The organism is Pseudomonas sp. BF-RE-21 (assembly GCF_019947305.1).
Classification (GTDB): Bacteria; Pseudomonadota; Gammaproteobacteria; order Pseudomonadales; family Pseudomonadaceae; genus Aquipseudomonas; species Aquipseudomonas migulae.
This window is the reverse complement of sequence record NZ_JAGYGF010000017.1, coordinates 78,308-91,709: the sequence shown is the minus strand read 5'-3', so window position 1 is coordinate 91,709 and position 13,402 is coordinate 78,308. Positions and strand designations below refer to the sequence as shown.

The window sequence follows — 13,402 nt, the reverse complement described above, 5'->3', positions numbered from 1 at the left end:
GATCCACTGTAGGAGCTGGCTTGCTGGCGATGACGGTCGCATGATCGATGCACATCCAAGGGCCTCATCGCCGGCAAGCTGGCTCCTACAAGGGTTTTGTGTGAACGCCAGTTTCAACGTTCACATCGATCCACTGTAGGAGCTGGCTTGCCGGCGATGGCGGTCGCATGATCGATGCACATCCAAGGGCCTCATCGCCGGCAAGCCGGCTCCTACAAGGGTTTTGCGTGAACGCCAGTTTCAACGTTCACACCGATCCACTGTAGGAGCCGGCTTGCCGGCGATGTCGTCCGCATGATTGATGCACATCCCAAGGCCCCATCGCCGGCAAGCTGGCTCCTACAAGGGTTTTGTGTGAACGCCAGTTTCAACGTTCACACCGATCCACTGTAGGAGCTGGCTTGCCGGCGATGGCGTCCGCATGATCGATGCAAGTCCAAGGGCCTCATCGCCGGCAAGCCGGCTCCTACAAGGGTTTTGTGTGAACGCCAGTTTCAACGTTCACATCGATCCACTGTAGGAGCTGGCTTGCCGGCGATGGCGTCCGCATGATCGATGCAAGTCCAAAGGCCCCATCGCCAGCAAGCCGGCTCCTACAAGGGTTTTGTGTGAACGCCAGTCTCAACGTTCACACCGATCCACTGTAGGAGCCGGCTTGCCGGCGATGGCGGCTGCATGATCGATGCAAGTCCAAAGGCCTCATCGCCGGCAAGGGGCTTTCTGCGAGTTCCTGTTACAGCGCCTTCGCACTGGGTTTTTGCCAGTGACTGTGCGTTTATTGCCTTCTTCAGGAACATGACCGGCATCACCCCTGGCCACTGGCGAAAATAAGCACCTGACGATCGGCAGCAGAAATTAATTGCGACCAAATATTACATGCGTCATATTACGCACGTAATTAAACGCCGATTCCCACAGGTAATCCTCCATGACCAGCATGCCCAGCCTTGAACCCGACGTTGCCGTTGCGGTGAGCACGCCCAAGCCTCCCCTGCTCAAGCGCCTGATCCTGCTGACGCTGGCCATTGCGGCCCTGGTATGTGCAGGCTTTTACGCCGCCCATTGGTGGACTGCCGGGCGTTTCATCGAAGAAACCGACGACGCCTACATTGGCGGCGACGTGACGGTGATCGGGCCGAAGGTCGCGGGTTACATCGAAGAAGTGCTGGTCAGCGACAATCAGAAAGTGAAGGCCGGCGATGTGTTGATCCGCCTCGATTCCCGTGACTACCGCGCCAACCTGGCCAAGGCCGAAGGCGCGGTGGCCGCGCAAGAGGCCTTGTTGGCCAACCTCGACGCCACCGAACAACTGCAACACGCAGTGATCGGTCAGGCCCGCGCAGGAATCGATGCCACCGGCGCTGAAACGGCCCGCTCGCGGGACGACAATGCACGCTACAAACGCCTGGTCGGCAGCAACGCTGTCTCCGTTGAAAGTGCGCAACGGGCCGACGCCACCTTCAAGACCGCCCAGGCGCTGAGTGCTCGGGCTCAGGCTGAACTGCTGGCGGCGCAACGTCAATTGAACGTGATCGACACTCAGAAACAGCAAGCACGTGCCGCGCTGATGCAGGCCAAGGCCGAACGAGACCTGGCGCAATTGAACGTCGGCTACACCGAGTTGCGCGCACCGATGGATGGCGTGATCGGCAATCGCCGGGCTCGGGTCGGTGCGTATGCGCAGGCCGGTTCGCAGCAGTTGTCAGTGGTGCCGGCCAGCGGGCTGTGGGTCGATGCCAACTTCAAGGAAGACCAACTGGCGCACATGACACCGGGCCAACCGGTGATCATTCACGCCGACGTGCTCTCGGGGCAGGTATTCCACGGGCACCTCGACAGCCTCGCGCCGGCCAGCGGTTCGCAGTTCAGCGTGTTGCCACCGGAAAACGCCACCGGCAACTTCACCAAAATCGTGCAGCGAGTGCCAGTGCGGATCGTGCTCGATCCTGCCGACGGCGTGCTTGGGCATCTGCGTCCGGGCCTGTCGGTGACCGCTGAAGTCGACACACGCAAGGAGCCTGAAACGCCTGCCGTGGCCAGCGCGCCATGAACCGCGCCCTCGCCGCCCCCGCGCAGCCGTTCAACGCCGCGAACATGGCGACGGCGACCAAGGTGTTCGCCTTCGCCACCATGTGCATCGGCATGTTCATTGCCCTGCTGGATATCCAGATCGTTTCGGCTTCATTGCGCGATATCGGTGGCGGACTTTCGGCAGGCACTGACGAAACGGCGTGGGTGCAGACCAGCTACCTGATCGCCGAAATCATCGTGATTCCGCTGTCCGGCTGGCTCTCCCGCGTGTTCTCGACCCGCTGGCTGTTCTGCGCATCCGCGGTGGGTTTCACCCTGGCCAGCCTGCTCTGCGGCGCGGCCTGGAACATTCAGAGCATGATCGCCTTCCGCGCCCTGCAAGGGTTTCTTGGCGGCTCGATGATCCCGCTGGTGTTCACCACGGCGTTCTTTTTCTTCACCGGCAAACAACGGGTGATCGCCGCCGCGACCATCGGCGCAGTGGCGTCCTTGGCACCGACACTGGGACCGGTGATTGGTGGCTGGATCACCGACGTTTCCTCCTGGCACTGGCTGTTCTACATCAATCTGGTGCCGGGGATTTTTGTTGCGGTAGCGGTGCCGATGCTGGTGAAAATCGATCAGCCGGAACTGTCGCTGCTCAAGGGCGCCGACTATTTGAGCATGGTGTTTCTGGCACTGTTTCTCGGCTGCCTGGAATACACCCTCGAAGAAGGCCCGCGCTGGAACTGGTTCAGTGACCGCACGATTCTGACCACCGCATGGATCAGCGGCCTGGCGGGCCTGGCGTTCATCGGCCGGACCTTGCACGTGGCCAACCCGATCGTCGATTTGCGCGCTCTCAAAGACCGCAACTTCGCCCTCGGCTGCTTCTTCTCGTTTGTCACCGGGATCGGCCTGTTTGCCACGATTTACCTGACGCCGCTGTTTCTCGGCCGGGTGCGGGGTTATGGCGCGCTGGACATTGGTCTGGCGGTTTTCTCCACCGGGGTGTTCCAGATCATGGCGATTCCGCTGTACGCCTTTCTGGCCAACCGCATCGATCTGCGCTGGGTCATGATGACCGGCCTTGGGTTATTCGCTTTGTCGATGTGGGATTTCAGCCCGATCACCCATGACTGGGGAGGCAAGGAATTGATGCTGCCGCAAGCGCTACGCGGAATTGCCCAGCAATTGGCGGTGCCACCGGCGGTCACCTTGACCCTCGGCGGTCTGGCGCCGGCGCGACTCAAACACGCTTCCGGGCTGTTCAACCTGATGCGAAACCTGGGCGGAGCCATTGGCATCGCTGCCTGCGCGACGATCCTCAATGACCGCACCAACCTGCACTTCACACGATTGGCGGAAAACCTCAACAGCACCAACGAAGCCCTGAATCAATGGTTGTCACAAGTCGGCAACAACTTCGCCACGCTCGGCCAAAGCGGTGACGTGGGCGTCACCGCCAGCCTGCACCAGTTATGGCTGCTGACCTACCGCGAAGCGCAGACGCAAACCTACGGCGATGCGTTTCTGATGATCATGGTCTGCTTCATCATCGCCACGGCGATGGTGCCCTTGATGCGCAAGGTGCAACCACCGGCCGCGCCGTCAGCGGACGCTCACTGATCAGGCCTGAGGCGTTTTACGGAAGCCTACGGCCAAACGATTCCAGCTGTTGATGGTGGAAATCGCCACGGTCAGGTCGACCATTTCCTTGGGGCTGAACTGCGCAGCGACCACGTCGTAATCTTCGTCCGGAGCGTGGGTCAGGCTCAGTTGGGTCAGGGACTCGGTCCAGAGCAACGCAGCACGTTCGCGGTCGGTGAAGAACGGCGCCTCGCGCCAGGCGGTCACGGCAAACAGGCGACGCGGGGTTTCGCCGCCCTTGATTGCATCGGCGGTGTGCATGTCGATGCAGAAGGCGCAGCCGTTGATTTGCGATGCACGCAGCTTGACCAGTTCGATCAGGGTCTTTTCCAGCGGCAGCTTCGAAACGGCGGTTTCCAGGGCGATCATGGCTTTGAGGGCATCAGGGGACGCGGTGTAGAAATCGATACGAGGTTTCATGGCAGGCTCCAGGAGCAAGTGGGGGTGGAGCTAAGTTAGTCCCGCAGGCCGGCTGCTGGAATATCCAATTTCTCAGAAGTCGAGTAGACCGCCGCCCCCCTTGTAGGAGCCGGCTTGCTGGCGATGCGGGCAACTCGGAGCAAATTGATGAGTGAGGTGATGCTATCGCCAGCAAGCCGGCTCCTACAGGGGGGCGAAAAATAGTCTGTCGGGCTGATTGCCAGCACTCGGTCCTCGCCACTAGAATGCGATCAATTCTTAATTGCATCAGGCCAGGACGCCGGAAAAGAGTATCAGTCCCCCATGTCGTCAGCCGACCAGCCTTTGAACCAGCAAATCCATACCCTCTACAGCGAACACCACGGTTGGCTGCAGGGATGGCTGCAGCGAAAACTCGGCAATCGCTGCGACGCGGCGGACCTGGCCCACGATACGTTCCTGCGTTTGCTGACCCGGCAAGTCGTCAAGCCCTGGGGCAGCGAGCCCCGGGCACTGCTGACGCACATCGCCAAGGGCCTGGTGATTGATCGCTGGCGTCGACAGGACATCGAACGCGCCTATCTGGAGACCATTGCCCACCTGCCGGCCGCCGAGGTGCCGTCACCGGAAACCCGCCTGCTGATTCTCGAAACCCTGATGCGCATCGAGGCGCTGTTGCGCGAATTGCCGGCCATCACTCGCGAAACCTTCCTGCTGTCACAGATCGAAGGGTTGACCTACAACCAGATCGCCGCACGCCTGAATGTGTCGCTGATTACCGTCAAACGGCACATGCGCACCGCGTTCATTGCCTGCCTGAGTGTCGCCTGATGAATTCGTCGATGATCAACCCGCTCATTCTCGGCGAAGCTGCCGACTGGCTGGTGCAGTTGCATTCAGGCAGCGCGACGCCGTCCGACCATCACGCCATTGCCCAATGGCGCAATCGCAGTGCCGAGCATGCGCTGGCCTGGCAACGGGCCGAAGCGCTGCTCGGAGAATTTCGCAGCGTGCCGGCCAACCTGGCCATCCAGACCCTGCAGCGAGCGGCACGCAAGGATGGTCTGAGCCGCCGCCAGACCCTCACGCGTATTGGCTTGCTGCTGATGGCCGGCCCCTTGGGCATCGCCTCGCAACACGTGTCCTGGCAACAATGGACCGCCGATCAGCGCACGGCAGTGGGCGAACAGAAAAACCTGCAACTGCCCGATGGCAGTCAGGTGCTGCTCAACACCGAAAGTGCGGTGGACATTGCCTTTACCCCGCGCGAACGCCGAGTGGTGCTGCTGGATGGCGAAGTGTTGATCAGCACCGCCAAGGACCCCGGTGCCCGGCCCTTTATCGTCGAAACCCCGCAAGGCATCGCACGTGCGCTGGGTACGCGGTTTTGCGTGCGCATCACTGGCTCGCGAAGCCAGGTGTCGGTGCTCGAAGGGCTGGTGGAAGTCACGCCGCAGTTGCTCCAGCAGAGCACGACGCTCAAGGCCGGTGAGCGTCAGAGCTTCAAGCTCAATCGCCTCGACCCGCTCGAACCTTTCGACACCAGCGCCCTGGCCTGGGACAAGGGCATGTTGCTGGCGAGCAATATGCGCCTGGACGAATTGCTCGGCGAATTGAGCCGCTATCGCCCCGGCGTGTTGCGTTGTCATGCGGATGTCGCGGGGTTGCGGGTGTCGGGGGCGTTTTCCCTGCGTGACACCGATGCCAGCCTGCGTCTGCTCAGCGATACGCTGCCACTGAAAATCAGCAACCTGACCCGCTACTGGCTGTCGGTCGAGCCGCGGGCCTGAGTGCGCTGAAAAACTATTTCACAGTCCCCTGATACCTTTCCGCGTTTCGTTCGGTGTGTGGATAGACCTCTTCAATTCCACGCGCTCGACAGGAACGCCGAATGACTTCAACACCGCTGCACCGCCCCGCCGATTTCCCGCTCAAGGCCCTGAGCCTGAGCATTGCCCTGGCCTTTACCGCGATGCTGCCGATCAACAGCCATGCCGCTGACACCGTCAGCGAAAGTGCCAGCCGCAACGTCGATATCGGGCCGGGCTTGCTCAGTCATACCCTGGCGCAATTCGCCGTGGCGGTCGGCGTGCCGTTGTCGTTCGATCCGGCGCAACTGGGCAATCGCCAGAGTCCGGGATTGCAAGGCAACTACAGCGTGCAATCGGGCTTCGCGCAATTGCTTGAAGGCAGCGGTTTCGAGTTGATCAGCACGGGCGGAAACGGTTACACCGTGGCGCCGCGAGTCGCTGCCAACGGTGCGCTGGAGCTGGGCGCCACCAGCGTCAGCGCCCTGCGCGACGACAACGCGGACACCTACGGTGGCGGTCAGGTCGCCAAGGTTGCGCAGATCGGCATGCTCGGTAACCAGGCCTTGAAAGACCTGCCCTTCAGCGTCACCAGCTACACCGCCAAAACCATCGCCGACCAGCAAGCGCAGACCGTGGGCGATGTGTTGCTCAACGACGCTTCGGTGCGGCAGTCCGCCGGCTTTGGCAACTTCTCCCAGGTGTTCGTGATCCGCGGTTTGCCGCTGCTGTCCGATGACATTTCCTATAACGGTCTTTACGGCATCCTGCCCCGGCAGATCATCGCCACCGAAGCGCTGGAACGGGTCGAGTTGTTCAAGGGACCGAACGCTTTTGTGAATGGTGTTACGCCCAGCGGCAGCGGGATTGGCGGCGGCGTCAACCTGCAACCCAAACGCGCCAACGATGTGCCGACCCGCAGCGTCACCCTCGATTACAGCGACGATGGCCGGGTCGGCGGGCATCTGGACCTGGGCCAGCGCTTTGGCGAAGACAACCGATTCGGCGCGCGGGTCAATCTGCTGCAACGCGAAGGCGCCACCGCCGTCGATGACGAAGACCGTCGCTCGTCGCTGATCAGCGTCGGCCTGGACTACCGAGGTGATCGCCTGCGGGTGTCGACGGACCTGGGCTATCAGAAACAGGTGATCAATCAGGGCCGCTCGGTGATCTATGTCGATTCGACCTTGAGCAAAGCGCCCAAGGTGCCGGATGCCAACGCCGGTTACGCACAGAGCTGGAGCTACTCGCAACTGGAAGACACCTTCGGCATGGCCCGCGCCGAGTACGACCTCAGTGACAACTGGACCGCCTATGTGTCCGGCGGCGCCAAACACACGCGGGAGAACGGCGTGTATTCGTCGCTGACCGTCACCGACCTCAACGGTAATGCCCGGGGCGGCATGCTCTACTCGCCTCACGACGAGGACAACAAAAGCCTGATGACCGGCCTCAACGGCCACTTGAACACCGGGCCGATCAGTCACCAATTGAACCTGGGCCTCGCGGGTATCTGGGGCCAGCAACGCTCGGCGTTCGAAACCATAGGAACCGCCACGCGCTACAGCACCAACCTCTACGACGTCACGGACAAACCGCGCCCAAGCCCCACATCGTTTGCCAGCGACATTCACGACCCGCGCATCGTCGGCAAGAACACCCTGCGCAGCGCGGCGGTGTCCGACACCCTGGGTTTCATCGATGATCGCGTCTTGCTCACCCTCGGCGTACGGCGCCAGACACTCAACGTCGACGGCTGGAACACCACCACCGGCGCGCGCACTTCAAGTTATGAAGAGTCGATCAGCACGCCGGTCTATGGCCTGGTGATCAAGCCGTGGGAACACGTTTCGTTCTACGCCAACCGCATCGAAGGCCTGGCCAAGGGCCCGACGCCGCCGACCAGCGCGATCAACCGCGACGAGACCTTCGCCCCGGTGCGCAGCAAGCAAATCGAAGCCGGCGTGCGCCTGGACATGGACACCTATGGCGCGAGCCTGGGCGTGTACCGCATCGAACAACCGTCGAGCTACACACAGGACGGGATCTTCCGGGTCGATGGCGAGCAGCAAAACAAAGGCGTGGAGTTGAACGTCTATGGCGAGCCGCTTGATGGCCTGCGCCTGCTGAGCGGCGCGACGCTGATGAAGACCGAAATCGAAGGCAGCACCAACGGGGTCAACGACGGCAACCGCGCTGTCGGCGTACCGCGTTTTCAACTCAACGTCGGGGCGGATTGGGACGTACCGGGAATTGAAGGCGCAGCGCTCAGTGCGCGGATGCTGCGCACCGGCGGGCAATACCTGAACGCCGCCAACACCCAGAGCATTCCGGCGTGGAACCGCTTTGATGTGGGGTCGCGGTATGCCTTCAAGATGGACGAGAAGTACATCACCTTGCGCGCCAATCTGGAGAACGTGGCGAACAAGGCGTATTGGGCCTCGGCGAATGGCGGGTACCTGACGCAGGGTACGCCGCGGACGCTGAAGGTGTCGGCGACGCTGGATTTCTGATTGTTTGTGGTGAGGCCAATATAGCCTTCGCGGGCAAGCCTCGCTCCTACAGGTACAACTCATCCCCCTGTAGGAGCGAGGCTTGCCCGCGAACCGCGAAGCGGCCATCCAACACCAACCACTAAGCCCGACTGCGCAACCACTGCAAAAACCCCTTCTTCTCCACCACCTTCGGCGTTTCCTGGGTCAACGTCTGTGCCTTGTGCAAACGGAAATCCAGCAACGCCTTCATCGCTTCGCCGATGTCATGCCGCGCATCCAGGCACGGTTTGAGGTAATCCTTTTCGATCCGGTACAGGCTGCAAGCGGTCTTGGCGCTGAAGTCCGCCGGCAGCGCCGTGTCCGACAAGATCCCGCCCTCGCCGATCACCTCGCCCGGCCCATGCGCCCGGATTAATACTGCCCCCGAAACGAAGCTACACAAAGCTTGAAAATGGGTAGGCTCATTGGATAAAAGCTAAATAAACCCGCAAATAAAAAAAACAAACCAACAATAGAACTCTTGTCAATCACAAAAAGTAAAAACAGAACAACCAGAACAGCAAACTCTAAAAAACCTATAACTCCGGCAAAAGTAAAACAGGGATAGCTACATATGCATTACAATAAAGCATTAGCTCATTTCCGCTTGTATAAGCGGACGACAAATCCAGCTCTGTATACTCGGCCCTATCAAGATAAGCGCTTACCTCCGCCAGTTTAACTCCATCATTAAGCAACAATAACATATCGGCAAATTTTTTCGACCAACAAAAAGAATAGCCACCCAACGGGATTACTCTTACAACATGATCAAAAGTAGCCCCATAGCCTCTGGCGACATCTAATTGAGGAGTAACAAAAACAGCCTGACTTCGATACTTAACACCAAATTTCTCAAAAAACCATTCATCTGCTGCGTTGTGCAACTCAATATTTGTGTCACGAGGCTTACGATTTTTACGGGTCATAACAATCATCGGATGATCCAAAGGAAAATTATCAGACACACCTCTATAAAACGCCAGCTTTTCAAAACTCATAAAATCAGTACTCACTAATGACACTGGATTTTTAATAAAAATCTTTGCGTGTTCGTTTCGCCGAGCCACGTGAGTAGCTATCAGTCTTCTGCCCACCTAGATCTTCATCTACTACTTTCAATGCATCCAATAGCAATGAACGTATTCTATTACTCTTAACCAAACTCTCACTTCTCCTATGAGATTGACCTTGTTCGTCAACATCATCATTCCCCATAATCACAGAATAGAGATCAACTCCTGGAAGTAGAGAAACTATCATAGCTCTCTTTTGACTTGGCTTTACCATAGACGCTTTTAGAGTAAGACGAGAAAGCACCTCAAGTTCCTCAATTGAGATGTCGCATGCAGGCCTCATTTCGAAATTAAATGGCGCCACGATATCTCTAAACAACTTCTGCCCAACCCCTGACAGAACAGAACGCCAGTCAAACTTACTTGAAGAACTAGAAAATACACCATACCAGAACAACGCCAACGGATATTCGTTAGACATCTTCGCTAAAATAGTGCTATGAGATAACGAGCCAGGAAGTATCGCGTTACAGAAAAAAGCAACGCATATAGCGTCTATATCCGCCCCTAGCCCAGATTGACTTACACATTTAGCAACATCATTAAACGCATAAATTCTATTATCATATGCGCCGGAAAAAGCGGGTGTATAATTTGAAAGCCCCGGATAACAAGCTTCCAGACAACTTACAAAATCCCCCTCTCTCATACCTCCATTTAAATACCGCGAAACATCATACTCCAAAGAACTAACTACAGCTCCATCTTTCGAAGCCCAGTATTTCCCCTGAAGGAGATTATTAGCCCAAAGCACCACCCTAGAAAGTTCGATCGAAACTTTAGTTCCCGACAGTTCATGCATTCGCGACCACTTGTAGGCAACCTTTGAAAGATCATAACCTGGATAAATAGCTGCAGTCCTAGCCAAACAGTATGAGAGTGTCTTTTTGCAGCTTAGATAACCTATAGATGCAGGTTCCTTATCCCTAGCTAAAAAGCCAGCACATAATGCTTCACCGATCGCCATACCAACAGACAAAGATAGCTTCTTTATAGAATCATCAGATTTAACCTTACTTTGCCTATTAGAAGCACCTACCCCTCCCTCTAATATAAGGTCTTCTTCTATAATGTGAGCATATGCCGAAATAGGCGAATAACTTGAATAAAAAGTAGAGACATCCGCGAAGAAACCTTCAAAATCGTTATTATAAGGGATTATAGCGGATGGAAAATCCAATACATCTCTAGCCTTCGACCAATAACAGCCATGCCTATCATGCGCTCGAACTTCCACACTAGAAAAAAGATCATCCGAACTGCGGCTTTCACTTCGACCGGAAGAGAAAATCTCAGACAAATTTTGACTTTTGTAATTTAACATATCAACCTCCAAACAAATCATCAAACTCAGGATCTTCTACCGGAGCAGATAACTTTGCAATTGCACCATCCAGATAAGGAGGTATGGAGCCCGTATAATAAAGGCTGACGGATGTTTTAGCTCTAAGTATCCCAGTATAAACCAGTCGCTTTTGGACTGCCCGCATAGAGCTTAACTCTTCGCATCCTCCTATATGTACAGCTCGAAATTCCCAGCCCTTACAGCCATGCAAAGTATCGATCCAGACCCTCTCCAACCCCGAAAAACCAGATAACTTCAACGCCTCTCTAAACTTATCTAACTGTATATTTTTTGGAAACATTACACCGATACGCTCATCTGGATACAGGCTAAGCTGAGCCTCAAGCTTACGTATAATCAAACCAACTTGTTCAGCAAAAGAAGCACACTCGAATGGCACCAATGAAGAAGGCCTAATATTTTCAGGATATTTGCACTCCCCCTGAATCGGTGGAAAGTTAGCTGAATCTCTTAATACAGCGTCAGCCACTATACAGAGATTCAGACCACTTCTATAATGATATTTTAATATCACAATATTTCCATCAACTAGCGACTCCAACATTCCAGCTTCAACTTTTACATCATAAATTGATTGTCGCGAGTCAGCAGCAAGTACTAAATTTTCCGCTAACTGCCTAAAAACCAACAGCTCAGTGTGAATATAATCTTGCGCTTCATCAACCAGCACAACAGGATAAATACCCCTTATATCACGCTCATCAATTAAAGCTTTAACCTTCCCAGCAAGCATATGTCGATCATCAACAAAATTCCCTGTCAGTTCATACTCAACACCGTACTCGGATAGAAGCTCTTTAAACAACTGCATTGCTGTAACAACCGAGTCAGGAGGAATACCGTACTGAACGCACCCCTCACGCACAAACACCTTCAAACTACCGGTAAATACAACTATCTTAAACTCCCCCACACTCTTTAACTTCAACCATTTGGCGCGCAGCAACAATATATTTGTTTTTCCCGACCCAGCTGGCCCTTTTATTATAAAGCTAGAAGTAGCTGGTATTCCTAGAACAGCCTGCTTCTGCATCTCATCCATATGAGATTCGCCGATCCAAAAAGCGTGAGCCATAGAAAACTCCTTTTTATTCCTTAGGAACCACATGATCTGCAATTTGCAACAACGCTATGAGTGCCAACCTGCTCGCAGACTCAACAGTAAAGTTCTCTGTCCAAATAGCATCATAAATTTGATGACCGCACGCAGTTGCCTGGATTGACAAATCGAAGCACAACTCTGACTCGTTAGACGGAGCAAGTCGCACCTTCACATCAATCACATCAACAAACATTAGCCGAGTATCTACCTCAAAACAAAATCCCAGCAAATACTCCATCTCTGAAATTGAAACTTGACTAGTACTGAATTTCGGAAATATCTGCTCACCCAATAGAAACTGCCGTATCTCACGAAACAGTTTATTCTGGAGATCCCAAATATCACGTTTCAACCTCGAGTTCAGTGGAACAATATGCCTGCCCTCTTTTAAACTTACCAACTCATCATTACGAATTTGCCGAACTCTTATTGCCTGCCGACTTTGTAGCAAATCATCATCAATGGGGTCAGGCGCTTTAAATGAGTCCCAACTTACGATTCTACCTCGTTCACGCCAGTCTTTTATCAAACAACTTTTAGCCAGCTGCACTATCCAAGAAGCACATTCATCGGAGCTAATTTCCGGCGAACTATCTCTAACAGCATCATAAAGGCAGGCTCTTGGCGAGTCCATACCTGAAAAAAGCGGCTTCCCCATAATCATGTCATGTAGGGTAGCGCCAATCTGATAAAATGTAATTGCACGCCAAGCTTCATTGCTGGAGCTCACCTCATCCCGCCAAACAAATTCAGGAGGACTATAACGCACGGTTGCAACAAACTCATCGCCGGATACTCTTCCCCCCCCCTGTTCTTCAGGCGCTTTATAAATGATCCCAAGATCTAACAATGTCAGCTTTGTAAACCCCTCATTTACTACGATGTTCGCTGGCTTAATATCCCTATGGTACAGCCCTTTACTTTCTAAAAATCTTGCTCCTTCAGCAAGCTGCCCTAGCAACAATGGAATTGTTTCTGGCGGCAGTATTTTTACTACCTTATCTAGAGATTGACCCGAAACATACTCCATTACGAGATACAAAGTTTTTAGCTCGGCATCCATACCACCGGCAAAAATCTCAACTAGATTTGGATGATGTTTCCCCCCAATCAACTCAAGTTGAAGCACTAGCCTTTCTTCAGCGCCTGCCACACCATACTTCTCTAAAACCTCAGGAAAAAAAAGTTTTATTGCTACTTTTGTGCTTCCCTTTTCTCCGAGATACACTATTCCATCTGCACCAGCGCCAAGAACTTCTAAAAGCTGCCAACCTTGAACTACAGTACCAATCAATTTTCTAACATCGATCATATTTTGACCTCAGTTTGCACTCCATGCAGGCCAAAAAAAATAGTTGGCCAATTTATGCGAACTAACAATGCAACTAAACACATTTCCGCCGTAGTGCACAGTATTGATCAGTGCCAGATAAGGCAATAATAAATATTACATAACC

11 protein-coding genes are annotated in these 13,402 nt (G+C 54.7%); 5 read left to right on the top strand and 6 right to left on the bottom strand.

Annotation, left to right across the window (positions count from 1 at the left end; all coding sequences use genetic code 11):
- Positions 1–928 precede the first annotated feature (928 nt).
- Together KGB25_RS14155 and KGB25_RS14150 are read left to right on the top strand one after the other, a co-directional pair.
- Positions 929–2,050 carry an HlyD family secretion protein gene (locus tag KGB25_RS14155; RefSeq protein ID WP_223435359.1) on the top strand — a complete coding sequence of 374 codons (1,122 nt, stop codon included), beginning with the start codon at positions 929–931 and terminating at the stop codon, positions 2,048–2,050.
- Entirely contained in the window at positions 2,047–3,639 is a 1,593-nt protein-coding gene (locus tag KGB25_RS14150) for a DHA2 family efflux MFS transporter permease subunit (RefSeq protein WP_223435358.1), read from the top strand. Before KGB25_RS14155 ends, KGB25_RS14150 begins: the two co-directional genes overlap by 4 nt.
- Here KGB25_RS14150 and KGB25_RS14145 read toward each other — a convergent pair whose 3' ends face one another.
- A complete protein-coding gene (locus KGB25_RS14145; protein ID WP_223435355.1) occupies positions 3,640–4,080 on the bottom strand; it encodes a carboxymuconolactone decarboxylase family protein in 441 nt (146 codons plus the stop codon). It lies immediately after the preceding gene.
- A gap of 303 nt (positions 4,081–4,383) precedes the next feature.
- Here KGB25_RS14145 and KGB25_RS14140 point away from each other — a divergent pair, with 303 nt between their 5' ends.
- The 3 genes from KGB25_RS14140 to KGB25_RS14130 all read left to right on the top strand — a co-directional run bounded on the left by KGB25_RS14140 (position 4,384) and on the right by KGB25_RS14130 (position 8,380).
- On the top strand, positions 4,384–4,890 hold the full coding sequence (locus KGB25_RS14140) for a sigma-70 family RNA polymerase sigma factor (RefSeq protein ID WP_008040017.1): 507 nt from the start codon (positions 4,384–4,386) through the stop codon (positions 4,888–4,890).
- Positions 4,890–5,849, top strand: coding sequence for a FecR domain-containing protein (locus tag KGB25_RS14135; protein WP_223435353.1), 960 nt, complete (start codon positions 4,890–4,892; stop codon positions 5,847–5,849). The genes KGB25_RS14140 and KGB25_RS14135 overlap by 1 nt, the downstream gene beginning before the upstream one ends.
- A gap of 101 nt (positions 5,850–5,950) precedes the next feature.
- Entirely contained in the window at positions 5,951–8,380 is a 2,430-nt protein-coding gene (locus KGB25_RS14130; protein WP_223435348.1) for a TonB-dependent receptor, read from the top strand.
- Between the two features lie 121 nt (positions 8,381–8,501).
- On the opposite strand, the gene KGB25_RS14125 is transcribed toward KGB25_RS14130, so the two are convergent.
- The 5 genes from KGB25_RS14125 to KGB25_RS14105 all read right to left on the bottom strand — a co-directional run bounded on the left by KGB25_RS14125 (position 8,502) and on the right by KGB25_RS14105 (position 13,257).
- The gene (locus KGB25_RS14125; RefSeq protein WP_263286215.1) at positions 8,502–8,804 is read right to left on the bottom strand and encodes a cyclic nucleotide-binding domain-containing protein; all 303 of its coding nucleotides are present in this window, start codon (positions 8,802–8,804) and stop codon (positions 8,502–8,504) included.
- A 133-nt stretch (positions 8,805–8,937) separates the two neighbouring features.
- A complete protein-coding gene (locus KGB25_RS14120) occupies positions 8,938–9,402 on the bottom strand; it encodes a hypothetical protein (RefSeq protein ID WP_223435338.1) in 465 nt (154 codons plus the stop codon).
- A gap of 31 nt (positions 9,403–9,433) precedes the next feature.
- The gene (locus tag KGB25_RS14115) at positions 9,434–10,801 is read right to left on the bottom strand and encodes a hypothetical protein (protein WP_223435337.1); all 1,368 of its coding nucleotides are present in this window, start codon (positions 10,799–10,801) and stop codon (positions 9,434–9,436) included.
- Between the two features lies 1 nt (position 10,802).
- On the bottom strand, positions 10,803–11,918 hold the full coding sequence (locus tag KGB25_RS14110) for an AAA family ATPase (protein WP_223435335.1): 1,116 nt from the start codon (positions 11,916–11,918) through the stop codon (positions 10,803–10,805).
- 13 nt (positions 11,919–11,931) lie between these two features.
- Positions 11,932–13,257 carry a serine/threonine protein kinase gene (locus tag KGB25_RS14105; protein WP_223435327.1) on the bottom strand — a complete coding sequence of 442 codons (1,326 nt, stop codon included), beginning with the start codon at positions 13,255–13,257 and terminating at the stop codon, positions 11,932–11,934.
- Positions 13,258–13,402: the final 145 nt, after the last annotated feature.

What these genes read in the sequence shown, in the direction of transcription:
- KGB25_RS14115 (WP_223435337.1), bottom strand. Translation starts at nt 10,801, where the DNA reads ATGTTAAATTACAAAAGTCAAAATTTGTCTGAGATTTTCTCTTCCGGT.
- KGB25_RS14120 (WP_223435338.1), bottom strand. Translation starts at nt 9,402, where the DNA reads ATGAGTTTTGAAAAGCTGGCGTTTTATAGAGGTGTGTCTGATAATTTT.
- KGB25_RS14155 (WP_223435359.1), top strand. Translation starts at nt 929, where the DNA reads ATGACCAGCATGCCCAGCCTTGAACCCGACGTTGCCGTTGCGGTGAGC.
- KGB25_RS14105 (WP_223435327.1), bottom strand. Translation starts at nt 13,257, where the DNA reads ATGATCGATGTTAGAAAATTGATTGGTACTGTAGTTCAAGGTTGGCAG.
- KGB25_RS14135 (WP_223435353.1), top strand. Translation starts at nt 4,890, where the DNA reads ATGAATTCGTCGATGATCAACCCGCTCATTCTCGGCGAAGCTGCCGAC.
- KGB25_RS14140 (WP_008040017.1), top strand. Translation starts at nt 4,384, where the DNA reads ATGTCGTCAGCCGACCAGCCTTTGAACCAGCAAATCCATACCCTCTAC.
- KGB25_RS14110 (WP_223435335.1), bottom strand. Translation starts at nt 11,918, where the DNA reads ATGGCTCACGCTTTTTGGATCGGCGAATCTCATATGGATGAGATGCAG.
- KGB25_RS14130 (WP_223435348.1), top strand. Translation starts at nt 5,951, where the DNA reads ATGACTTCAACACCGCTGCACCGCCCCGCCGATTTCCCGCTCAAGGCC.
- KGB25_RS14145 (WP_223435355.1), bottom strand. Translation starts at nt 4,080, where the DNA reads ATGAAACCTCGTATCGATTTCTACACCGCGTCCCCTGATGCCCTCAAA.
- KGB25_RS14150 (WP_223435358.1), top strand. Translation starts at nt 2,047, where the DNA reads ATGAACCGCGCCCTCGCCGCCCCCGCGCAGCCGTTCAACGCCGCGAAC.